General features: G+C 48.3%; 25 protein-coding genes. 17 read left to right on the plus strand and 8 right to left on the minus strand.

All coding sequences use genetic code 11. The features are described from left to right. Positions 1-206 precede the first annotated feature (206 nt). The 3 genes from BMW71_RS10960 to BMW71_RS10970 are packed head-to-tail and all read left to right on the plus strand — an operon-like array spanning position 207 to position 3053. Positions 207-755 (plus strand): RNA polymerase sigma factor, encoded by a 549-nt coding sequence (locus tag BMW71_RS10960; protein ID WP_092174818.1) that lies wholly within the window; start codon positions 207-209, stop codon positions 753-755. After that, positions 736-2064, plus strand: a complete 1329-nt coding sequence (locus BMW71_RS10965; protein ID WP_092173595.1) for an outer membrane beta-barrel protein — start codon at positions 736-738, stop codon at positions 2062-2064. The genes BMW71_RS10960 and BMW71_RS10965 overlap by 20 nt, the downstream gene beginning before the upstream one ends. 29 nt (positions 2065-2093) lie before the next feature. After that, positions 2094-3053, plus strand: coding sequence for an FKBP-type peptidyl-prolyl cis-trans isomerase (locus BMW71_RS10970; RefSeq protein WP_092173598.1), 960 nt, complete (start codon positions 2094-2096; stop codon positions 3051-3053). A 135-nt stretch (positions 3054-3188) separates the two neighbouring features. Here the strand turns inward: BMW71_RS10970 and BMW71_RS10975 are convergent, their stop codons facing one another. From BMW71_RS10975 to BMW71_RS10990, 4 genes are all read right to left on the minus strand, one after another. Then, positions 3189-3647, minus strand: a complete 459-nt coding sequence (locus tag BMW71_RS10975) for a hypothetical protein (RefSeq protein WP_092173601.1) — start codon at positions 3645-3647, stop codon at positions 3189-3191. Next, on the minus strand, positions 3644-4570 hold the full coding sequence (locus BMW71_RS10980) for a calcium/sodium antiporter (protein WP_092173603.1): 927 nt from the start codon (positions 4568-4570) through the stop codon (positions 3644-3646). The genes BMW71_RS10975 and BMW71_RS10980 overlap by 4 nt, the downstream gene beginning before the upstream one ends. 14 nt (positions 4571-4584) lie before the next feature. Further along, on the minus strand, positions 4585-5235 hold the full coding sequence (upp, locus tag BMW71_RS10985; protein ID WP_092173606.1) for a uracil phosphoribosyltransferase: 651 nt from the start codon (positions 5233-5235) through the stop codon (positions 4585-4587). Between the two features lie 72 nt (positions 5236-5307). Beyond that, positions 5308-6582 (minus strand): OmpA family protein, encoded by a 1275-nt coding sequence (locus tag BMW71_RS10990; RefSeq protein ID WP_092173610.1) that lies wholly within the window; start codon positions 6580-6582, stop codon positions 5308-5310. Between the two features lie 180 nt (positions 6583-6762). Between BMW71_RS10990 and BMW71_RS10995 the strand changes: the two genes are divergently transcribed. The 10 genes from BMW71_RS10995 (at position 6763) to BMW71_RS11040 (ending at position 16329) form a co-directional block, all read left to right on the plus strand. Beyond that, a complete protein-coding gene (locus tag BMW71_RS10995) occupies positions 6763-7674 on the plus strand; it encodes an aminopeptidase (protein WP_317041139.1) in 912 nt (303 codons plus the stop codon). Positions 7675-7748: 74 nt separating this feature from the next. Continuing rightward, complete coding sequence (gene hpt, locus BMW71_RS11000; RefSeq protein ID WP_092174820.1) at positions 7749-8306, plus strand: hypoxanthine phosphoribosyltransferase; 558 nt, start codon at positions 7749-7751, stop codon at positions 8304-8306. 3 nt (positions 8307-8309) lie between these two features. Next, positions 8310-8882, plus strand: coding sequence for an adenylate kinase (locus BMW71_RS11005; protein WP_092173615.1), 573 nt, complete (start codon positions 8310-8312; stop codon positions 8880-8882). A gap of 121 nt (positions 8883-9003) precedes the next feature. Further along, on the plus strand, positions 9004-9993 hold the full coding sequence (gene obgE, locus BMW71_RS11010) for a GTPase ObgE (RefSeq protein ID WP_092173617.1): 990 nt from the start codon (positions 9004-9006) through the stop codon (positions 9991-9993). Between the two features lie 79 nt (positions 9994-10072). Continuing rightward, positions 10073-10663, plus strand: coding sequence for a nucleotide exchange factor GrpE (locus BMW71_RS11015; RefSeq protein ID WP_092173619.1), 591 nt, complete (start codon positions 10073-10075; stop codon positions 10661-10663). A gap of 6 nt (positions 10664-10669) precedes the next feature. After that, a complete protein-coding gene (gene dnaJ, locus BMW71_RS11020) occupies positions 10670-11779 on the plus strand; it encodes a molecular chaperone DnaJ (RefSeq protein WP_092173622.1) in 1110 nt (369 codons plus the stop codon). A gap of 74 nt (positions 11780-11853) precedes the next feature. Then, positions 11854-12741 (plus strand): hypothetical protein, encoded by an 888-nt coding sequence (locus tag BMW71_RS11025; protein ID WP_092173624.1) that lies wholly within the window; start codon positions 11854-11856, stop codon positions 12739-12741. Positions 12742-12796: 55 nt separating this feature from the next. Beyond that, the gene (locus tag BMW71_RS11030) at positions 12797-13699 is read left to right on the plus strand and encodes an ABC transporter ATP-binding protein (RefSeq protein ID WP_092173627.1); all 903 of its coding nucleotides are present in this window, start codon (positions 12797-12799) and stop codon (positions 13697-13699) included. Continuing rightward, the gene (locus BMW71_RS11035; RefSeq protein WP_092173629.1) at positions 13689-15002 is read left to right on the plus strand and encodes an ABC transporter permease; all 1314 of its coding nucleotides are present in this window, start codon (positions 13689-13691) and stop codon (positions 15000-15002) included. The genes BMW71_RS11030 and BMW71_RS11035 overlap by 11 nt, the downstream gene beginning before the upstream one ends. Before the next feature lie 124 nt (positions 15003-15126). Continuing rightward, positions 15127-16329 carry a sensor histidine kinase gene (locus tag BMW71_RS11040; protein WP_092173632.1) on the plus strand — a complete coding sequence of 401 codons (1203 nt, stop codon included), beginning with the start codon at positions 15127-15129 and terminating at the stop codon, positions 16327-16329. A 77-nt stretch (positions 16330-16406) separates the two neighbouring features. Here the strand turns inward: BMW71_RS11040 and pruA are convergent, their stop codons facing one another. The 3 genes from pruA to BMW71_RS11055 form a co-directional block, all read right to left on the minus strand. Further along, positions 16407-18038, minus strand: a complete 1632-nt coding sequence (gene pruA, locus BMW71_RS11045) for an L-glutamate gamma-semialdehyde dehydrogenase (protein ID WP_092173634.1) — start codon at positions 18036-18038, stop codon at positions 16407-16409. Positions 18039-18114: 76 nt separating this feature from the next. Further along, positions 18115-18810, minus strand: coding sequence for a YjjG family noncanonical pyrimidine nucleotidase (locus tag BMW71_RS11050; RefSeq protein ID WP_092173637.1), 696 nt, complete (start codon positions 18808-18810; stop codon positions 18115-18117). A 6-nt stretch (positions 18811-18816) separates the two neighbouring features. After that, on the minus strand, positions 18817-19200 hold the full coding sequence (locus BMW71_RS11055; protein WP_092173640.1) for an ArsR/SmtB family transcription factor: 384 nt from the start codon (positions 19198-19200) through the stop codon (positions 18817-18819). 142 nt (positions 19201-19342) lie between these two features. Between BMW71_RS11055 and BMW71_RS11060 the strand changes: the two genes are divergently transcribed. Together BMW71_RS11060 and pafA are read left to right on the plus strand one after the other, a co-directional pair. Then, a complete protein-coding gene (locus tag BMW71_RS11060; RefSeq protein WP_092173642.1) occupies positions 19343-19996 on the plus strand; it encodes a carboxypeptidase-like regulatory domain-containing protein in 654 nt (217 codons plus the stop codon). Between the two features lie 124 nt (positions 19997-20120). After that, a complete protein-coding gene (pafA, locus tag BMW71_RS11065; RefSeq protein ID WP_092173645.1) occupies positions 20121-21761 on the plus strand; it encodes an alkaline phosphatase PafA in 1641 nt (546 codons plus the stop codon). A 289-nt stretch (positions 21762-22050) separates the two neighbouring features. Here pafA and BMW71_RS11070 read toward each other — a convergent pair whose 3' ends face one another. Next, a complete protein-coding gene (locus BMW71_RS11070) occupies positions 22051-22329 on the minus strand; it encodes a hypothetical protein (protein WP_092173647.1) in 279 nt (92 codons plus the stop codon). Between the two features lie 172 nt (positions 22330-22501). Here BMW71_RS11070 and BMW71_RS11075 point away from each other — a divergent pair, with 172 nt between their 5' ends. Next, positions 22502-22801, plus strand: coding sequence for an addiction module protein (locus BMW71_RS11075; protein WP_177179617.1), 300 nt, complete (start codon positions 22502-22504; stop codon positions 22799-22801). A gap of 83 nt (positions 22802-22884) precedes the next feature. Then, the gene (locus tag BMW71_RS24120) at positions 22885-23097 is read left to right on the plus strand and encodes a type II toxin-antitoxin system RelE/ParE family toxin (RefSeq protein ID WP_092173653.1); all 213 of its coding nucleotides are present in this window, start codon (positions 22885-22887) and stop codon (positions 23095-23097) included. Positions 23098-23109 lie beyond the last annotated feature (12 nt).

Here is a 23109-nt window from a genome sequence, read left to right on the forward strand (position 1 = left end):
AACTGGAGCGGACAATACGCATCCGGTTATTATGGGCTTGATTTATCGGTTTGGCAGGTAAGCATCTTCAGCCAGGCTTTTCGCCCCAAATGAATAGCCGCTTCGCCGATTTATGGAACCTGAGAGAAAAATTTTTGTCTGCCTGTAGCGTTTCTTTCAGGGATTGCGTCAGGATAATGAACCTACTTAGTATTAACGAAAGGCTTTTGGAGAAAGACCTCATACAAAAAGCGCAAAAACGGGACCGGAGTTCGTTGGAAAGGCTTTACCGGCACTTTTATGGCTATGCCATGAGTGTCGCGCTTCGGTATTCCGGAAGTAGGGAGGAGGCCTGTGAAATCGTCAACGACAGCTTTATGAAAGCGTTCGATAAATTGGATCAGTTTTCAATCGACAATTCGTTTAAGGCCTGGTTTCGACGGATCATTATCAATACGTCGGTGGATTATTACCGAAAAAACTTAAAACATTACGCGGCGATGGATATCGAAAAGGCCAATGCCGTGACCTACGATCCGGACATCATAGATGCGTTGTCAAAAGAAGACATCCTTCGCTCGTTAGGAGAGCTTCCCGAAACCTTGCGCCTGGTCTTCAACATGTATGAAATTGAGGGGTACAAGCACAATGAAATTGGAGAAAAACTGGGAATGCCCGCTAGTACTTGCCGAACGTACCTGGCAAGAGCCAAAGAAAAATTACGCGAAAAAATTATTGCAATCAATCAAATAAAAAATGAAGGAGCAGTTCGATAAGAAACTTGTGGAGAAGATCAAAGCCTCCTTCAGTAGCCATGAAGAGCCCTTTGATCCACAGGCTTGGGAAAAGTTTTCGAAGGCCTATTTCAAGCCCAAAAAAAGCGGGCGTTGGCTTGTTTTATGGCCCTTTCTGGGGGCAGGAATTGCCGCCAGTCTGCTCTTTTTCTTCCTGTATTACCCCGAACAAGCAATTATTGAAGAGAAGGTGCGGGCCTTGACAGACTCCATTTCGATAGAGGATCCGCTGTTTTCTGAGGAAAATAGTCAGGCTGTCATTGATTCAACCGCGCCCACCTCCTCCAGTGAGAAGCCAGCTGAAAACGGTCAACAAGGCCCTGCCCTTGCCTTGGCTCCAACAGCCATTCCAGCGCGAAAAGGTAGCCCGGAATCGAACGACAAGCGAAAAGTGGAAGCAGTGCCCGAAACTGATGCAGGAGATCCGGGTTTTTGGTCCATGGCCTTTGGAGACGCATGGGCGGATTTTCAGGCGGTAGTGACGGAAAAAGTCGCTTCCGATTTTCTTTTTGAATCCATTCCGCAAACCGAACAGAAGGAAGGCATTTCCGAGTCCGAGGCCCAACAAATGGTAGACCGGTGGAAAACAGCCGAGGAAGTACCGGAGGCCAACGAGGTACCCACCGAATCTCGTGCAGTGAAAGTTGGCCTGATGGTAAGCCCTCAGGCCAACTCCAACCCGGTATCAGGCATGAATCTGGGAGCAGGGTTGATGTCTGAAATATCGCTGACCAAGAGACTAAAACTGGATGTAGGTCTGGCCTATGCAAGCCAACGTGTTTCGCCGCAAAATTTCCAACCGCTCCGGCAGCATGCATCCCCTAGTTTTGATGCGCGCACGAATAGCAACATCATTGATACCGACTATCAATTGAATTTTGCATCACTGGATATTCCCGTTAACCTGAAATACAAGGTATTCGACAAAAAACAGACGGGTATCTACCTCATTACCGGACTTTCCAGCATGGTTTATTTGGAGCAAAACACCGTGGAAACCGTGCAAACCCAGTCCTTGTTCACCGCCAATAGCATGAGTGGTACGTTGGAATACGCGCCAAATGTGCAACAATTCAGTACCATCAATACACCTGCTTCCGACCAAAGTAACGCCGACCTGGCGGGTTTGTTGAACATTTCCTTTGGGTACGAATACAAGCTAAACAACGAATTTTATTTTTCCCTGGAGCCGTTTTACAAACTACCGCTAAGCAACCTTACCTTTGCCAACCAACAGTTTTCCATCGGTGGAGTAAACCTTCGCATGAATTTCAACCTAAAGAATAAATAAACCATATCCATTAAATTAGCTATTTTACCATGATTTTATCCAACAGATTTGGCTGGCTTTTAGGGCTTTCCACCATGTTATTCACCTCCTGCATAGAAGAAACCGAAACCGATCTGGATCAGTCCATCACCCGGGACAATTTGATAATGGAGGAGTACATTTCCTCCAATAATATCAATGCAACCAAGGCGCAAGCAGGGTTTTATTACGAAAAAACGGAGGAAAAGCCGGACGCCGCTCAGTTTGTCAATGCAGACTACATCGGTATTTACTATGAAATCAAAACTATAGACGGTCAGTTGATCGATTCCTACCTGGATGAATCCAAGGAACCGAAATATTTTAACTATAGCCAGGATGGCTTGTGGCCTATCGCCATCACCTACGCCGCAGGTCTTGCAAGGGAAGGGGAAGAAATGATGCTTTATACCCCATCCTACCTGGCTTTTGGGAATTATGGGTATGAGCAATTGATCCTACCTGCTTCAAACCTGGTAATCCAGCTGAAATTTGTCAAGAAATATACAGAAGAAGAGCTTCAGCAACGGGAGGAACAACTGATTCAAGACTTCATCGAGGAAAACGAACTGGAGGGGTTTGAAGAAGTTGCCGACGGGGTTTATTTCCGGAGCGTGGAAGTAGGAGACGAAACCAAAACCGAATCGAAACTGGGGAGCAATGTCTCGTTTGATTTTGAGTTGTTCGAATTGGGAGCGGCAGCGCCTGCTTTCGAGTCCTACACCTCCAATCAACCCACGACCATTTCCATAGGCAGTTCGGGATTGACCTTTTTGAACGAAGGCCTGAAGGGCGTTTTGCCAGATGAAAAGATCGAAGTGCTGGCCACCTCTTTTGCCTCCTACGTAAATTCCATTCAAATTCTTCCCGAAGCGATCCGAGCGGACTTGGTAGAGAGGGGGGAGCAGATCGATCTGGTGAGGCCCTTTACTCCCGTTTGGTTCAAAGCAGAAATATTGGCGGTGCAATAAATTGACACTGGAGCTGATTCACAAAAGGGGCTGTCTAAACGTATAAAGGCAGCCTTTTTTTGTTGGAGCGGTGTGGGGTGTCAGGAGTAGCAAGGCAAAAACCTGAGCGATGCCGCTGCTGGTATAAATCTCCATTTATAGCCAGAGATTTTTCAAGAAGGGGATTTCTAACAGCCGCTCTATGCTGAGGCCAAAAGTAATGGCCCAAAAAAGCGAACTCACCAGCATGCTGAACAGGATTTTTCGTTTGGCGATTCCAAAGGAGGTGAGTACTACCGTACCTCCGATTGGCGTAAGCACTACCGGCGTCAAAAATGCGATGCCCCAAATACCAAACCTGTGCCAGACATGGATGATATTGCGCGTCTTTTTTGAAAAGCGTTTGGGTTTTTTTCGTCGGATCAAACCCCAGTTTTTTCTAAACCACTCGCCCAAAAAAGAAAACAACACAACCGAAGTCATCATACCTGACACCGTAACGACTACAATTTCACCTAGTCCGAAACCAGCTGCAGAGCCCAGGAGCGGGCCTGCGATGAATTTAAACAGGCATAGGAAATAGATGCCCAAAAAAGTAACCAGGTACTCGCTCATGCGATCAATAGGTATAAATAAATACCATATCCTACTAGCAATACCGCCCCATTGACACGGGAGATCACGTAATTGATTCGCATAAAGGGAAATAGCAGTAATGTAAATCCAAGCATCCAGATAAAATCCGAATAAATAAAGTCCGGAGTAACGGGTATGGGTTTGATCACCGCCGTAAAGCCGATGATGGAGAAAACATTCATGATGTTGCTTCCCAGGATGTTTCCCAGTGCCAATGCCGTTTCTTTTTTTATGGCAGCAAGAACCGACGTCACCAGTTCCGGGAGGCTGGTGCCAATTGCAATAATGGTCACTCCAATGATTCGCTCGCTGATGCCCAGGGCCTGTGCGATTTGGGTCCCGTTTTCCACCACCAGGTCCGATCCGAAATACAAACCGGCTGCGCCTCCTGCCAGCTGTAGGATTGCCAGCCAGACTGGTTGTTTTTTCATGGCTTCGGCATCTGCTTCCGAAAACTCTACCCGCTCAATCGTTTTGAAGAAGTACCAATTGAGTGCGACAAAACAAAACAAGAGAACCATCCCTTCTACGAACGAAATGAGGCCATTGAAGGCGAAAACGAAAAAAAGCAGGGAACTGATCAGGGTAAACGGATAGTCCAATCGAAGGGTAGATTTTTCAATGTAGATGGGAAAAATAAGCACACTGATGCCCAGAACAAGCGTAATGTTCGATATGTTACTTCCTACTACGTTTCCAATGGCAATATCGCTCGATCCTTTCAAGGCAGCCGTCACGCTCACCAATAGTTCCGGAGCAGAGGTACCAAAGGCCACAATGGTGAGACCAATAAGTCCAGGACTTAACCCAAGACGGGAAGCGATGGAAGATGCTCCATCCACCAGAAATTTTCCGCCAAACAGCAATACCAGCAGTCCTACTGCTAACAACAAGTAACTCATGTAGTACGAATCAATTAAAGTTTAGGCCCAAAAGCGAGATCACCGGCATCCCCGAGCCCTGGAATGATGTAGGATTGTGCATTTAATTTTTCATCGAGTGCCACCGTCCAAAAACGGTGAGGAATGTTCAGGTTTTTTTGTATGTAATCGACTCCTTCCGGTGCAGCTATTACGCTTACAATTTCAATCTTTTTCGGTTTTCCGTGGCTTATCAAGTGTTGAGTGCTCTTCACAAAGGACTTTCCAGTGGCTAACATGGGATCGACCAAAAGCACCGTTTTGTTTTCCAACGAAGGGGCAGCCAGGTAATTCAGACGGATTGAAATTTCCGTTTCATTGGGGTGGTTTTCTACGCGGTATGCACCAATAAATCCACTGTCGGCCCGATCAAAAAAATTGAGCACCCCCTGGTAAAAAGGGACCGCTGCCCGAAGTACCGAGACAATCACGGGCTGTTCTGCGGGTATCTCGGTTTGTACGTTACCAAAGGGTCCAGATAGTTCTGAGGGGGTGTAGGGAAGCGATTTTGAAATCTCATAGGCCATGATCTCTCCCAAGCGTTCCAGATTTTTCCGAAAACGCATGCGGTCCCCCTGAACCGAAACGTCCCGGAGTTCTGCCAGAAATTGATTGGCTATGGAGTTTTTTTGTGTTAGTATGAACATGACAAAACAAAGTAAAACAAAAAAACCCGATCCAGACAGATCGGGTTTTACTATTTCAATGTTTTTCTCGTTTTATTTGATCTCGAAGCTCACCCTTCTGGCCATTTGACGGGCATCAGCAGATGACTTATCAACGCTGGTATCTTCACCGTAGCCTTTGTACGAAAGTCTGGATTCGGAAACTCCGGAGGCGATCAAGAGATCGTACACAGACTTAGCTCGTCTCTCAGAGAGCTTGATGTTGTAGTCCTCAGGACCTAATTCGTCAGCATAGCCTTTCAGCTCTACTTGAACACCTAGATTGCGCTTCATGAAGTTAGAAACGTAGTGAGCTGCAGATGCAGAGTAACCAAGTGGCTTTGCGCTGTCAAAAGCAAAGTACACGTTCACGTACCCGTCATTTATAGCCTTCGCCAGGTAATCGATCTCTTCGGTATCGTCAGGCGCACATCCGTCAAGGGAAGCAGGGCCAGGAACGAAGGGACACTTATCCACGTGGTCAGGAATACCGTCACCGTCGGAATCCATGGTTACACCGTGGGAATCTACACGGGCGCCGGCAGGAGTGTTTGGCTCTTTGTCCAGGTAATCCGGAACACCGTCTCCATCGGAGTCTTTCAGCATGTCCTTGATTTCACCGATTTGCGTTGCCAATTCTTCTTTGGTAGCATACTTGCTTTCTCTCAGGTACCAGTCTGCGTGTGTCGCATTGCTGCCCAGATAGAAAGTCAATCCAACTGTTCCGGTCCACCACACAGCGTTCGCGCCATAGTATCCGTTATCAGTAGCGGGGTTGATGGACGAAGCGCCATCGAAGGCTACGTCCTGACGACCGGCTACAATATTGGTGATATCTCCATTTAAGGCGATACGGTCACTAAGTCTGACCTGTAGAGTCATTCCCGTGATAATATTGTATTGGTTGTCCTGAAAATCAGCCCACTGATTCTCCTGGGGTGTCAACCTTCCGATTCCACCTCCGAAGTGTCCCAATAGATTGAACGTCTGAGAAAAGGTTTCCCAATTCATGATACGTCCAAGATTGGCTACACCCTGAAGGTTTACCCGGTAGTAGTTTGAAGAGAAATCCGGTGTATCGCTTGCATTGTTGAAGCTACCAAAACCAAAATCAAGTTTGGTTCCAAATTTCTCGTTAAACATGTATCTGGCTCCCAGATCTACATGGCCTAGATTTAATGTCGGAGAAAAATATCCCGGCGTGATTGGCGCCATTGGTTTATTGAACCCTCCATTAACTTCTATGGACCATTTGTTGAAGTCGTCTTGAGCATTAGCACCTATCGCTAAAGCACCAACCATTAGTGTTGATAGTATTATTTTTTTCATGATAAAAAATTTTTTACAACATTCAGTGTTTTAATTGATTTTGATTGCTACTAGTTTTTACTCGGTATGTGTTACAAATGTATATTAATTTACGGGAACTTTAAACATCTATCTCAATTGTTTCCATAAAAAGGATTCTGAACCCGAAATTTATAAAATATTTTAACATAAACTATGCCAATGGACGATTTATTGAAAGAAATTCTGCTAATAAATAGCGTATCGGGCGACGAATCCAGAATATCCGATTGTTTAATCAACCACATTGTGAAACGAAGAAGTTCATGGAATGTTTCACCAAAAATTTTTTTTGGAAATGAATTTCATGAAAATATTTTGTTGGTTTTTGGAAATCCCCAAACGGCTGCATTTGCACACATGGATACGGTAGGCTTTACGAGCAGGTACGAAAACCAACTGGTGCCGGTAGGTGGACCGGAAGTGATTCCTGGTACCTGGCTTCAGGGAGAAGATGCCGTAGGTGCCATTCGTTGCCGGATTCAGGAGCAGCAAGGGAATGTATACCACGACTTTCCGCGCGCTATTCAGCGCGGGACGCTTTTGTCTTTTGAGCAAGACATTCGGATGGCAGCGGGAACCATTGAGGCGGCCTACCTGGACAATCGGTTAGGCCTGTATGCCCTGCTCAAACTCTGTGAAACCCTCGAGAACGGTATCGTTGCATTTACTACCTACGAAGAACATGGAGGTGGTTCCATGCCCTTTCTAATCCGGTTTATCTACGAAAATTGGGCAATCAAACAGGCACTGATAGCGGATGTTACCTGGATTACGGACGGCGTACACCTGCATCAGGGAGCAGTGATATCCCTTCGGGACAGTTTTATTCCCCGGAAAACGTTTCTGAACGAAATAATTCGCCTGGCGGAGGAGAGCGAAGTTCCCTATCAGCTGGAAGTGGAAGCAGCCGGCGGGAGCGATGGGCGGGAAATCCAAATGAGTCCCTATCCGATCGATTGGTGTTTTATCGGAATCGGGGAGGAAAATCCCCATACGCCTTCGGAAAAAGCCTCTTTTTTCGATTTGGATTGCATGATTAAATTGTATCAATATTTGATGCAAAATTTGTAATGGATTCGAAAAAGTCTTTTATTCGGTGATACATTTTGGTAGAAGGGCTGCCCAACCCAGGAACTGGAACGAAGATGATCAAGATCAAAGACCTCTTTTTTGCACCATTTATTACGGAAGCGCAACTTTTAAGCCGGGTAAACGAATTGGGGGCCGAAATAAACGAAGACTACCGCGGGAAATCTCCCGTATTAGTCGCCGTATTGAACGGTAGTTTCATGTTTATGTCGGATATTTGCAAGGCAATTGATCTGCCGATCGGCATCACGTTTGTTAAAATCGCTTCCTATTCCGGGACACAAAGCACCGGGAAGGTCCGAAGTTTGCTAGGATTGGAGTGCGACCTAAGCGGAAAAGACGTGATCATTATCGAAGATATTGTAGATACGGGAAAAAGCATGGCCTACTTGTTGGACTTGTTAGAGCGAGAAAATCCGCGTAGTGTGGAAATTGCCAGTTTGTTGCTGAAACCGACGGCCCTTCAGGAAAACCTACGGATTCGGTACCTTGGTTTCGAGATCCCGGATTTGTTTGTGGTCGGCTATGGACTGGACTATTCGGGGCAGGGTAGGAATCTCCGGGCGCTCTATCAGAAGACAGAAATCCAATCATTTAATCATAAAAAAAATTAACCTATGTTGAATATTGTTTTGTTTGGCCCTCCCGGTGCGGGAAAGGGTACCCAAAGTGAAAAATTGATCGAAAAATATAAAATCGACCACATTTCCACCGGAGATCTTTTCCGGAAACACCTGGGGGAAGGTACGGAACTGGGAAAACTGGCCCAAAAATACATGGATGAGGGCAACCTGGTTCCTGACGAGGTCGTCATTGGTATGGTGGATGAGAAGATCAATGCCACCGCCGATCTGACCGGGTTCATTTTCGACGGCTTTCCCCGCACGGTGGCGCAGGCTAAAGCGCTGGATGAGTTGCTGACGAAAAAAGGAACGCGTATTTCGGGCATGATCTCCCTGGAGGTGCCCGAGGAGGAATTGAAAAAGCGTATCAAGGAACGAGGAAAAACCTCGGGAAGGGCAGACGATCAGGATGAGGACAAAATCAATAACCGCATCAAGGTCTACAACGAAGAAACCCTTCCGGTGGCAAATTACTACGAGGAACAAGGCAAACTGGCAAAAATTCATGGCGTAGGAGCCATTGATGAGATTTTCCAGAAGATATGCGCTGTTATAGATGCGTATTAATCCGTACCTTTGCGTTTCGGTGATTGGCTAAGCATCTGGGCTTGGCCATTTTCTTTTTCGGCAGGTTGAAGGACATCCTGCCGGAAAAACTAAAGAGCAACCAACTAGGATTCATACAAGCGTGGCAAGTTCCAATTTTATTGATTACGTAAAATTTTGCTCCCGTTCGGGAGCCGGGGGCAACGGTTCGGTCCATTTTCGCCGGGAAAAACACGTGCCCAAGGGCGGTCCCGATGGAGGCGATGGCGGCCGTGGTGGACACGTGATCCTAAGAGGCAATGCCCAACTATGGACCTTGCTGCACCTCAAGTACAAAAAACACGTTATCGCCGAACGGGGCAGCAATGGAGAAGGGGGCCGGCGAAAGGGATCTGACGGGCAGGATGTAGTCCTGGAAGTACCCGTCGGTACCGTGGCCAAAGAAGCCGAAACCGGCGAGGTCCGGTGCGAAATTACCGAGGACGGGCAGGAGTTTATCCTCACCCCGGGCGGCAGAGGGGGCTTGGGAAACGATCATTTTAAAACAGCCACCAATCAGGCGCCCCACTATGCCCAACCGGGAGGAGAGGGCGTGGAAGAATGGATGGTCCTTGAATTAAAGCTACTAGCGGATGTGGGCCTGGTCGGTTTTCCGAATGCGGGAAAATCTACACTCCTTTCCTGTCTATCGGCTGCCAAACCCGAAATAGCAGACTATGCGTTTACCACCCTGGTTCCGAACCTGGGTGTGGTCGATTACCGGGAAGGCAGGTCCTTTGTGATGGCGGACATTCCGGGGATAATCGAGGGTGCTGCCGAAGGAAAGGGGCTGGGCTTGCGTTTTCTGCGACACATTGAGCGGAACTCCATCCTGCTTTTTGTTATTCCGGCGGATGCGGCTCACCTGGGAGAACAGTACCGGATCTTGGTTTCGGAACTGAACCAATACAATCCGGAGCTACTCGACAAGAAGCGCATCCTGGCGATCTCCAAGGCGGATCTATTGGATGCCGAACTCATGAACGCCCTGGAATCCGAACTACCGATAGAGGTACCGCATGTATTTATATCTGCGGTGACTGGATACCATCTCTCCGAACTAAAGGACTTGATTTGGAAGTCCTTGCACTAGCGTGTCAGAATGGCATATTCGGGAAAGATGGCAAGTTAATTGTTTCCTTATATTGGATTTTTGAAAAACAGATATAAAAATGACAGATAGAGCAAAAGAAGATAAGGATCAAGGCCTTGAACAGACAGAAACCGTCGAAAACCCTGTAAACGAAGGAGATGAAAACAAAGAGTCCGCTTCGAACGTTTCAAATGAAACCGATCAAGCGGAAGGTGCGGAGTCGGACAAATTGGCAAGGGAAAATCAGGAGCTGAAGGACAAGTATGTCAGGCTGTATTCAGAATTCGAAAACTTCCGAAGAAGGACTGCAAAGGAACGTTTGGAGTTGGTAAATACGGCTTCCAAAGACTTGATGCAGGAGGTGCTACCCATTCTGGATGATTTTGAACGTTCCTTTAAGGCCGAAAATGCCTCCGATCCGGAGGAGGAACAAAAACAGGCCGGAAGCAAGTTAATCTACAATAAATTACTGCGGGTACTTACCGCCAAGGGCTTGCAGCCGATGGAGGATCTGGTTGGGAAGGACTTTGACGCGGAATATCACGAGGCAATTACCCAAATACCTGCTCCTTCCGAGGAGTTAAAAGGCAAAATCGTCGATGTGGTCGAAAAAGGATACACCATGGCCGGCAAGGTCGTTCGGTTTGCAAAAGTGGTCATTGGAAACTAAAGATATATGGCAAAAAGAGATTATTACGAAGTGCTTGGTATCGCAAAGGGTGCCAGCGCCGAAGAGATAAAAAAGGCGTACAGAAAACTGGCGATCAAGTACCACCCGGACAAAAACCCGGGGGACCCCAGTGCTGAGGATAAGTTTAAGGAAGCCGCAGAGGCCTACGAGGTGCTGAGTAATCCGGAGAAACGCCAGCGTTACGACCAATTTGGACACCAGGGAGTCGGTGGAAACGGCGGCTTCGGTGGAGGAGGAATGAATATGGACGACATCTTCTCTCAATTTGGTGATATCTTTGGCGGGGGAGGTTTTGATTCCTTCTTTGGCGGAGGAGGCAGAAGTTCACGCCGAACGAAGAAAGGCACCAACCTGCGCGTCAAGCTCAAGCTTACCCTCCAGGAGCTGGCAAATGGCGTGGAGAAAAAGATTAAAGTAAAGCGGCACATGATTGCCGATGGGGTTACCTTTAAGACCTGCTCCACCTGCCAGGGAGCGGGACAGATCAAAAAAGTGGTGAATACCATGCTGGGACAGATGGTCTCCGCCAGTACCTGCCCTGCCTGTGATGGAAGCGGTCAGGTAGTGGATAAAAAGCCCGCCAATGCCGATGCCCGAGGGCTGGTGGTGAAGGAAGAGATCATTCCCATCAATATTCCGGCCGGTGTGTCGGAGGGCATGCAACTCAGCTTGAGTAGCAAAGGAAACGAAATTCCCGGAGGCGTTCCAGGGGATTTACTGATTCTGATAGAGGAAATTGCCGATGAGGTGCTCGTACGGGATGGTAATAACGTGGTCTATGACCTCTACCTGAGCTTTGTGGACGTGGCCCTGGGAGCTTCGTTGGAAGTGCCTACCATCGATGGCAAAGTGAAAATAAAAATAGAGCCAGGTACCCAAGCGGGAAAAATTTTACGTCTGAAGGGGAAAGGCATCAAGGAATTAAACGGCTACGGAAAAGGAGACCAGCTCATCCATGTAAACGTGTGGACGCCGAAGGAGGTGACCAAAGAGGAGCGGGAAAAACTGGAGTCGCTCCGGGATTCGGAAAACTTCAAACCCAATCCGGGAAAGTCTGAAAAAAGTATCTTTGATAAAGTAAAGGAATTCTTTTGAAAGTGAATGGCCAGAATACGGCCATTCGCTTTTTTCAAAGAAACCTTTTGAAAGCCAACCCGTATTAATTCCGTATGTTTAAGGAATTGATTGTAGTAGTTAGTCTGTTTACCTGTCTGAGTTTTTCCTCCAATGGGCAAATTTTAAGGCATTTTGAGGTGTCCGATCGGGAAGGGATTAACTTGGTTAATCTGCACTTTTCCAGCTACAAAGGCGTGTCTACCATTCAGCGTGCCTACAAGGGCTTGCCCTTCCATGCAGATGCCAGTCTGGGTACCGTCAACATCCTGCCTACCTTCATTCACCATTTTTCCGACGGGGTACTGCATGCCCAATTGGACCATAAAAATGTGGAATCCGAAAGCCTCAGCAAAAACCTTTCTTACCGGCTTTTTTCAAGTGGAGACGCTGATTTTGACCATAATTGGCAGGTAGGACTGGATGCCGGTTTTCTTTACGACCTACACCTGAACTTTGGCATCGGCAAAGCCCGGCTGGATTTTGCCAACCTACCCATTTCCAATTGCATCATCAAGACCGCCTCTGCTGACGTTTTTTTGAATTATTCCAACCCGGTACCCAATTCCGTTGCCATGGATACCCTTGCCGTGGCCATCAATATGGGTTCTTTCTACGCAGATGACCTGCAGCTGTCCAATGCCCGCTTGTTGCTGGTGGATGTGAACTACGGCTCGGTGAACCTCTCCTTTGGGGATACCATGGCCCAACGAACCACGGTCAACGCCATGGTCGGCGCTGGTTCCGTATCCATCAAGCTTCCCGAAGAAAAACTCCCCTACCTGGTGAAGATCAAAGCAACCGCCATGTGCCGGACCAAGGTGCCGCGACACCTCCGGGAAATCGCAGAAAACACCTATGTCAGCAAGGGCTACCAGGCAGACGCCAAAAACCTCATGACCTTTTTGATTGATGTTTCCGTGGGATCTGTATCTTTGGAATAAGATCTTCCCGTTGTTTGTTTTTGGGTTGGAAAGAGACGATTAAATTTTACTTCTGTTGGAACTGTTACACGTCCGTTCGTTAAATAAATCCTATGGGGCACATCAAGCCCTGAAAGACTTTGACCTCTCCGTTGAGCAAGGGCTCATTTTTGGGCTTTTGGGGCCCAACGGAGCCGGAAAGACCACCTTGATCCGCATCGTTAACCAGATTATCGAACAGGATTCCGGGGACATTCGGATTAAAGGCGAACCGCTGCGCATGCGGCACGTGCGGGACATCGGCTACCTGCCCGAGGAAAGAGGGCTGTACAAAGCGATGAAAGTAACCGAACAGCTCCTGTATTTTGCCCAAATCAAAGGACTCAAAAAGCAGGAAGCCCTACTGCGGATAAACCGTTGGCTGGATAAATTGGATCTGACCCGCTGGAAAGAAAATAAAATACAAGACCTGTCCAAAGGCATGGCGCAGAAAGTGCAGTTCATCGCCACCGTGATCCACCAGCCGGACCTGTTAATTCTCGACGAGCCCTTCTCGGGCTTTGATCCGGTCAATGCAGAAATAATCAAAAACGAAATTCTGGAATTAAAGCGTCTGGGTACCACCATTATCCTGTCCACCCACCGCATGGAGTCGGTAGAATTGCTCTGCGACCAAATAGCTCTAATCAACCGCGCCCGGAAAGTTCTCGACGGTCCGGTAAAAACGATAAAGGAAGAAGCAAAGACCAACCGGTTCCTTGTAAAACTAATTCCGGATACGCCCACTATGTCCCTTCCCTGGGAAGACGTCGTCCGTAGGGAAGGATGGGTGGAATTTACCGTGGAGCTTCAGGGACGGCAGCCCAATTCGCTGCTGCGGGAGCTGATGGAGCAGGGCGAAATCCTGGGATTCGAAGAGATCATCCCCAGCATTGAGGAAATATTCATTCAAAAAATCAACGAGAGTCATGCCGGGTAAAATTCTGCTAGTCATCAAACGAGAGTACCTGGCCCGGGTAAAGAAACGGTCGTTTTTACTCGCCACGCTCATCACGCCCTTGATTTTCCCCACCATCCTGGGATTGTTTCTCTGGATTGCACTGACTGACCTGCCCACCGAGAGCCGGCGCTTTATCGAGGTGGTGGACGAAAACAATGCCTATTTTCTCGAAAGCAACGAAATGTATGCGTTTTCCTACGAGGGACTCGACCGGGAAGCAGCCAAAGTTCTGGTCGAAGAAGGACAGCGGTTTGGTTTGCTGTACATCCCCAGACTGGATCTGGAAAATCCGAAGGGCATCGTTTTTTACTGCGAAGAAACCCCTTCGCTTACGACCATCGCGAGCCTGGAGGCCGCCCTGGAGCAAAAAATTGAAGAGCTTCGCCTGTTTAACTCTGGAATTGATCCGGCCGTGCTTTCCGCCTTGAAAACCGATGTTTCCGTGCAGTCGGTGATCGTGGGGGAACCGGGAGGGGACCGCGTTTCCCACGCCGTGGTCAACTATGCGGTGGGCTTCATTGCTGGCATACTGATCTATACGTTCATTTTTGTCTATGGGAACCAAATCATGCAAGGGGTCATCGAAGAAAAATCCAGCCGGATCATTGAGATTCTGGTATCCTCGCTGAAACCCTTTCAGCTGATGATGGGCAAGATTCTGGGAATCGGAGCGGTGGGATTGACGCAGTTTTTGATATGGATCGTGCTTATCAGCGCCGTTTCGTCCCTGGTCATGGGCTACTTCGGGATGAAAATGCCGCAGCAACAACTCATGGAGATGTCGGGGCAGCCGGGAGTATTTCCGGATACTGGGCAGCAGGATGTCGGCGAAATGCTGCAATTGCTTCAGGGAATTGACTTTCTGCAGTTAACGCTCGCATTCCTGATCTACTTCGTCGGCGGCTACCTGCTTTACGGGGCGTTTTTTGCGGCCATAGGCGCGGCGGTAGACAGTCCCTCGGATGCGCAACAGTTCATGTTTCCGGTAACCATCCCGCTCTTGATCGCCTACATGGGCTTGTTTATTTTTGTGTTGGACGATCCCAACAGCCGCGTGTCGTATTGGCTTTCCATCATACCCTTTACCTCTCCGGTAGCCATGATGGGTCGGGTGAGTTTTGGGGTGCCCTGGCACCAATTGGCCCTTTCCATCGCCTTATTGGTGGCCGGTTTTTTGGTCACTACCTGGATGGCCGGGAAGATTTACCGGATCGGTATTCTGGTGCACGGTACCAAGGTGGGCTACAAGGTGCTCTGGAAATGGCTCACCGACAATAACTAAGAATTTTTCACGGCCAAGTGGGCGTCCCGCTACCGGTGGATTTTTTTCCACTCCGAAGCAATAATGACGCGTATCTATTGTTTCTGAATAGGAACTTCTTTAAGTTCGGAAACATCTTTTGCCAATGAAGAGAAAATTTCAAGACCTGACATCACTGGATCTCTACAAAAACAGGGGGAAGGTAAAATGGGCGGTATTCGCCTTTTCCATCATTATTGGCCTGGGGTCCATCTACTACACCAATACCCTGGTGGAGGAGCTGAAGATACGGGAAAGGCGGCAGGTAGACCTGTACGCCGAGGCACTGGAATATGCCTCCGTCAACTCCGATAACCTGACCTTCGTCTTTCAGGTAATCATCCAGGAAAACAGGTCCATACCCGTCATCACCGTAAATGCAGCGGGGGAGCCGATTGAGTACAAAAACGTTCACTTCCGAAAAAACAGTACCGAGGAGGAAAAGAAGCAACAACTACTCGAAGAACTGGCTTCGATGAAGGAGCTTTACGAGCCCATTCGCCTCTCGGACGATGCCTTTATTTTCTATAGAAACTCCGACCTGCTCACCCGTCTTCAATACTATCCCTACGTGCAGCTTTCGGTGATTTTGGTTTTTGGTATTCTTGCCTATGCTTTCTTCAACCAAAGCAAGGTGGCCGAACAAAACCGCCTCTGGGCAGGCCTTACCAAGGAGACCGCCCATCAGTTGGGAACCCCCCTTGCCTCCCTCATGGCCTGGGTAGATTACCTACGTAATTCTCCCGTATTTGAGGAAAATCAGGAGGTGATTCAGGAGCTGGAGAAGGATATCCACAAGCTAAGCATGGTGACCGAGCGCTTCAGTAATATTGGCAGCACGCCGGTAATCAAACCCGAAAATGTGTATCAGGTCATCGGAGACGCCATCAGTTACCTGCGGCCGCGGATTTCTAGTAAGGTAAGCATGGATCTCAATTCCCATGCGGAAGACATCTATGCGCAGATGAACCGCTCCCTGTTTGAATGGGTCATTGAAAATATTTGCAAAAATGCAGTAGATGCCATGAAAGGGCAAGGTGCGATTCACATCAACATCGTGAAGGAGAGCGAAAAATACGTGTTTGTCGATATCAGCGATACCGGAAAAGGTATTGAGAAGAAAATGTTTGGAAAGGTATTTAACCCCGGCTTTACCACCCGGCAACGCGGCTGGGGCCTGGGACTTACCCTGGCAAAACGGATCATTGAAGGCTACCACAATGGTCGTATTTTCGTCAATACCTCCGAACTGGGAAAGGGGACAACTTTTCGGATCGTATTGCTGGGTGTGCGGGAAGCCGAGGAGTGAGCCGTAAGGGGACCGTCCGTCTACAAATAAAAAGCGCATGGCTCCTCGGGAAACCATGCGCTTTTTGTGTCCGGTTGCTATTCTCCCAAAAAGGGGTAGCGGTAATCCGTGGCGCTGACAAAGGTTTCCTTAATGGTGCGGGGAGAAACCCAACGCAGCAGGTTAATCATGGAGCCTGCTTTGTCGTTGGTACCGGAAGCCCGTGCGCCTCCAAAGGGCTGTTGCCCCACCACCGCTCCGGTAGGCTTGTCGTTGACGTAGAAATTTCCGGCTGCATGCCGCAAGTTGGTAGTGGCCAGCTCGATGGCGTATCGATCCCTGGAAAAGACCGCGCCGGTAAGGGCATAGGGAGAGGTCTGATCGACCAGTTCCAGGGCTTCTTCGTAATGGTTTTCCTGGTAGACGTAAATGCTCAGTACGGGGCCGAAGATTTCCTCAACCATGGTGGTGTACAGGGGATCCTGTACCAGTAGCACCGTGGGCTCGATAAAGTACCCTTTGGATTTGTTGCAGGTACCTCCGGCAATTACTTCCACCTGATCCGCTTTTTTTGCTGCCTCGATGTATCCGCTGATCTTATCAAAGGCTTTTTCATCGATAACGGCATTGATGAAATTGCCAAAATCCTCCGGCCCTCCCATCTTCATGGAAGCCAGGTCTGCCAGCAAAAAGTCCTTTACCTGTTCCCATAGATTGGTAGGAATATAGGCCCGGGAAGCCGCGCTGCATTTTTGCCCCTGGTATTCAAAGGCCCCCCGGCTGAGGGCCGTGGCCACTGCCTTCGGATCGGCCGATTTGTGGGCGATAACAAAGTCCTTGCCTCCCGTTTCGCCCACGATGCGCGGATACGTTTTGTACATTGCAATGTTCGCTCCGATGGTTTTCCATAGATGCTGAAACACCCCCGTGGACCCGGTAAAATGCAGCCCTGCAAAATCGGGATGCGAGAAAATCACTTCTCCGGCATCCGGTCCATCCACATAGATGAGGTTGATGACACCATCCGGTACCCCTGCCTCTTGGAATACCTGCATCAACACTTGGGCTGCATAAATCTGGGTATGGGCTGGTTTCCAGATGACTGTATTTCCCATCATGGCTGGTGCCGTCGGCAGGTTGCCGGCAATTGCCGTGAAATTAAATGGAGTAATGGCAAAAACGAATCCTTCCAGCGGCCGGTGTTCGGTGCGGTTCCAGACGCCATTCCCACTGATAGGCGGCTGTTGTGCATAGATTTCGGACATAAATTTCACGTTGAACCGCAGAAAATCGATCAACTCGCAAGCCGCATCGATCTCCGCTTGGAAGGCATTTTTGGATTGCCCCAGCATGGTGGCGGCATTGATCCGGTGTCGGTAGGGCCCCGCGAGCAAGTCGGCCGCCTTCAGAAAAATAGCTGCCCGTTGCTCCCATTGCATGTTTTCCCAGGCATGTTTGGCTCCCAATGCAGCGTTTATCGCCTGGGTGACGTGGCCCTTGTCTCCTTCGTGAAAATGCCCCAATAAGTGCTTGTGATCGTGAGGAGGGTGCAGGGATTGGGTCTTTTCCGTTCGGATTTCCTCCCCGCCGATGTACATGGGAATGTCTTTCACCTGCGAACGTGCAGCGGCGATGGCCTCCTGAAGAGCGGCCCTTTCCGGTGAGCCGGGTGCATAGTCTTTTACGGGTTCATTGCTTGGTTCGGGTACGGTAAAAAAGCCTTTAAGCATAAAATGTCGGTGTTTTGGTGCAAGAAATGGTTTTATAGCGTGTACACGTTAACAACGAACTGCTCCTGCGCAGGGTTCAAAGGAAGGTTTTTAATTCCGAAAGGTGGCGGATGGTAAAGGTAGCGGGAACCGGGCTTTTTAGGCCCCTTGGATTAAAATGTACCTGATCGATGGAGGCATTTTTGGCGCCGAGGATATCCGAGGTGGGGTTGTCCCCGATCATCAGGCATTCGTTGGGCAGGGTGCCGATTTCCTGGAGCGTATGGGCAAAAATCCGCTGATCGGGTTTTCGAAATCCAGAGGATTCGGAGGTAACCACAACCTTGAAATGCTTGTCGAGCCCGGAGGCTTTTAATTTGGCATATTGGCTTTCGTTAAACCCATTGGTGACGATGTGTAAATCGTAGGTTTCGCCCAGGTAGTGCAACATTTCCACGGCCTGATCCATTACCTTTGCCTTGGAAGAGGTAAGGCGGATAAAATCGTCTTCCAGGGATCGGGGAATAAGGGCCTCGGAAAGCTGAGCTCTGGTAAAGACCTTCGGGAATCGGATGGCCCGCAGCTGATCTCGATCCACCTGCCCACGGTTAAACTGATCCCAGAGCTCCAGGTTGGTGGCCTGAAAGGCCTCAAAAAACGCCTCAAACGTAGCGGTACCCAGTTCGGCCAATCGGTGCTGCGCATACAATTCCGTGAGGGAATCCCTCACATTGCTGTCGTAATCCCATAGGGTATGGTCCAAATCAAAAAGCAGGTGGCGGTAAGGTTTCATGGAAAGTTACTTTCGATACAGGTTGTTTTCAATCTTGTTTTTGGCCAGTTCCCGGTTGGAGTAGAGGATTTCGTAGATTTCCTGATCCCGGAGCAGGTTTTGGTCTTTTTGGATAAATTTCAGAATTTGCCCCAGGACTTCCTGGGCCTCCTCCAGAATGTAGTAAAAGGTCCATTGATCGGTTTTCCTGCTTCCGATCAATCCCGCGTTTTTTAAGTAGGTGACGTGTCGACTCGTTTTGGTCTGGGTAAAATCCAGAATGTGTTCCATGTCCGATATACACAATTCCTCGTTTTGCATCAGCAAATGGAGGATTCGTACCCGGGGTTCTTCCGAAAGCGCCTTGAAGACACGCATCCCATAACTTAAACTTATGTTTTTTAAGCGCATTTAATTAACTTTAACAAATAAAACCGGTTGAAGTTAATGAATTCAGGTGTATTTCTCTTATTATCGTGAAATCATTGGCTTTGTTACAAAACCGGCTTGCTTTCTTACCGTATGCCAAGATGGGAGGCAGGCCTTTGGAAAAATGAGATACGTGAAAAAGTACTTACGAATAGCCCTACTCGTCCTCGTTGCGTATGCGGCGCATTGCTTGCAGGCCAATGCACAGGATACGCCGGAGCGAAAGGTAGTGCAACTGTCGGGCGTCATTTTGAATGCAGACAGTACCACGGCCATTCCGGGGGTGAACATCTACGTGCCCAAAAAGGGCAGGGGAACGAGCAGCAATCGGTTCGGGTACTTTTCCATGCCCGTGCTGGCGGGAGACAGCGTGGTTTTTTCCTTTATTGGTCTCAAGCGACAGACGATTACCATTCCGGAAGATATTGATGAAGATAAGGTAAGCTACATCCTCACCATGGTGCAGGACGAAATCGCCCTGCAGGAGGTGCAGGTCATGCCCTATCCCACCGAGGAGGAATTCAAAAATGCCATTTTGGCGGTGAATATCGATGCGGAACCTCCACTCAACCGGGGCAACCTTAGCCCCCAGTTACTCCTCCGCTGGGCGGAAGAAATGCCCGCTTCCGGCAACGAGAATTTCCGGCAATTTACCAACCAGCAGACCCAGCAAACCCTGGACCGGTATGGACCAAGACCCCTGCCCTTGCTCAATCCCTTTGCCTGGGCCCAATTCATCAAATCCATCAAAAACGGAGACCTGAAAAACCGGGATTAATTCCAGATGAACCTGGGATGAAGTTTCGGCCGTTAATCCCAATTTACAGGAATTACTTGGTTCGGTATGCATCTCTTGAAGGGCCAAAAAGGTATATTTGCGCGTATCAGAAACCAATAGCATGATGAAAAGAATTATTGTTCTGGGATTGTTGATCCTTTCTCAGGTAGGCAGGGCTCAGGATACGCCATCCGCTCCTGTGGAACGACCCAAACTGGTCGTAGGAATCGTGGTAGACCAAATGCGTCAGGAGTATTTTTACCGCTATCAGGACCGGTTCGTGGAGGATGGCTTCAAAAGACTGATGAACGAAGGGTTCATGATGCAAAATGGCCATTACAATTACATCCCCACCTACACCGGCCCGGGACATGCTTCCGTTTACACCGGCACTACCCCGGCTACCCATGGCATCATTGGCAACGATTGGTTTGTACGGTCGCTGGGACGAACGGTGTATTGTGCCGAAGACAGTACCGTTACAGGAGTGGCCGGCACCGCTTCTAGTGGCGAGATTTCCCCGCGAAACCTATTGAGCAGTACCATTACGGACGAACTGATGTTTGCTACCGGAAAGCGGTCGAAAGTGGTTGGGATCGCCATTAAGGACCGAGGGGCGGCCTTGCCAGCCGGACACATGGGGGATGCCTACTGGTACGATGCCAAAACCGGGGAATTCATGACGTCCACCTATTACTGCGATACCTTGCCGGATTGGGTCAAGGCCTTTAACGACAGAAAATTACCGCAGAACTATTTGTCTCAAACCTGGGAGCCACTATTTCCGATAGAAACCTATGTGCAGGGGGCAGCGGATGACAATGCGTTTGAATCGCCCTTCATTGGCATGGAAACACCTACGTTTCCCTATGATCTGCCCGCTTTGACGGCGGACAATGGAGGACTGGGCCTGATAAGCACCACTCCCTATGGCAATACCCTCACCCTGGACCTGGCCTATGCCGCTCTGGAAGGGGAGCAATTGGGGAAAAGAGGAGAGACGGACTTTCTGGCGGTGAGTTTTTCTTCTACCGATTATATCGGACACCGGTTTGGCCCCTCTTCGGTAGAGGTGGAGGACAATTACCTACGCCTGGACCGGGAATTGGCGGAATTTTTTGATTACCTGGACCGGGAGATCGGCGAGGGCGAATACCTGGTGTTTTTGACGGCAGACCATGGCGTGGCGGATGTGGTCAGTTACATGCAGAGCGAACGGGTGGCTGCCGGAAGCCTGGATACGCGCTTTGTACTGACCCAATTAAAAGGATTTACCAATCAGCAATTTGGGGAGGGAGACTGGATTTCCAATTACTCCAACGAGCAGGTCTTCTTAAACCAAGAGCTGGCCAAAGAGAAGGGGCTGGTGCTGGCCGACATGCAAAAGGAAGTCGCCGATTTCCTGCTGCGCTTTGACGGAATTAAGGAAACCTACACGGCGGAGGACTTGAGACGATTGGAATACAACCATGGCAGGAAACATTTGCTTCAGATGGGCTTCAATCACAAGGCATCGGGAGATGTGCTGGTCATATTGGAACCCGCCTGGCTGACCAATTCCGTCCGGGGTACCACCCATGGCACGGGCTATACCTACGATACGCATGTACCGATCGTATTCTATGGCTGGGGTGTTCCGGCCGGAAGCAGCAGCCGCTATGCCACCATTACCGATATTGCCCCCACGCTGGCCATGCTGCTAAAAACCAGGCTTCCCAATGGAGCTTCCGGTCAGCCGATCGGTGAGATAGTGGATGCCAAATGATTGGGTATAAGGGTGATTTGCTTTCGAGATTTCCTTATGGCTGAATGGGGAAAGGTCAGCACCGTTCATTATGTACGGCAGCTGGCAGGTATTTACTTACCTAAAAATCCGACCGCTGAACGAAATCCCCCTTTTTTAAAGGGGGCAAGGGGGATTTTTTCGATGGTTTCCACTAGTCAATAGACTGGTTTATTGGTAGTTACCTAAGTAAATCTTCCTTTATCTTATAGTTTAGTTCATGTTGGAATTTACAGTGTGACGCGCTATCCAAGTTGATGTTACAGGGAAGTCAGGTTCTTTCTACCCAGTTTTCAAGCTTTAAGGTTTTAATATGTCGGAAGTCTTTTGCTCTGAACTTCCTGCTTTCCCTGATTTCTTTGTTTATTTCTTCGGTAGGCTTGTCTGATGCAAACGCCCCGAAAGAACTGAAAAAATCTTTTTCATTAGACTTTCTACCTTTCTTAATTGATTTTGCAAGTCGTTCGAGTAACTCTAATTTACTTGCTGAACTCAAACGTTCAAAAAGCGCTGAATAAATTTCTACAATATGACGTTCTGCGTTTGCCATGGTCCCTGCATTTTTCAAATATACGAAATCCCATTTAAACTGTTTTCTTTAATTGGTCTTGCCTGTAATACATTAATATATGGATGTAATAAAAGAAAAATACGTCTACGTACAAGGTACATTCCTAAAGAATGTGACAACCAGTTACCGGACGGCACACAATTATAAACACATGAAATCGAGCATGACGAAAACGTCACACAGTGGGATGATTATCAATCATGCGAGATTCCATCTGACCGCTGAAAAAAAATATAAACAGATGAAAATTACGTTGGAAATTCAAGACGAGCGGTTTAAGACATTTATGGATTTCATCCAAACGCTTGATTATGTTTCTATCAAAACAGATGAATCATCGCCCACCCAATGGCAGGAAGAGGAGGTTAATCGTCGTTTAGAGTTAATAGAAAGTGGTGAAATGAAAACCCGGGATTGGGAATTGGCTAAAAAAGAGATATTTAAAAAATAATGCCCTATAGCATTAAAATTGCTCATGCAGCTGGAAGGGATATTCGGGAAGCATTCCTTTGGTACGAAGACTAAAAGGAGAATTTGGGCAGGCTGTTTGAGGAAAATGTTTATCAAGCGGTTAACAATATTCAAAATAATCCCTTAAAATTTCAGATTCGATATGGTAGCACAAGGATTTCCTTCCTAAGGAAATTCCCATATGGAATTCATTTTCAAATTAATGACAATCAAATCCTGATTTTGGCCATTTTTCATACTTCTCAGGATTCGGAAAAATGGGAAAATAGAAAATAACGATTTTGCAGT

Source organism: Cyclobacterium xiamenense (assembly GCF_900109255.1).
GTDB lineage: Bacteria > Bacteroidota > Bacteroidia > Cytophagales > Cyclobacteriaceae > Cyclobacterium > Cyclobacterium xiamenense.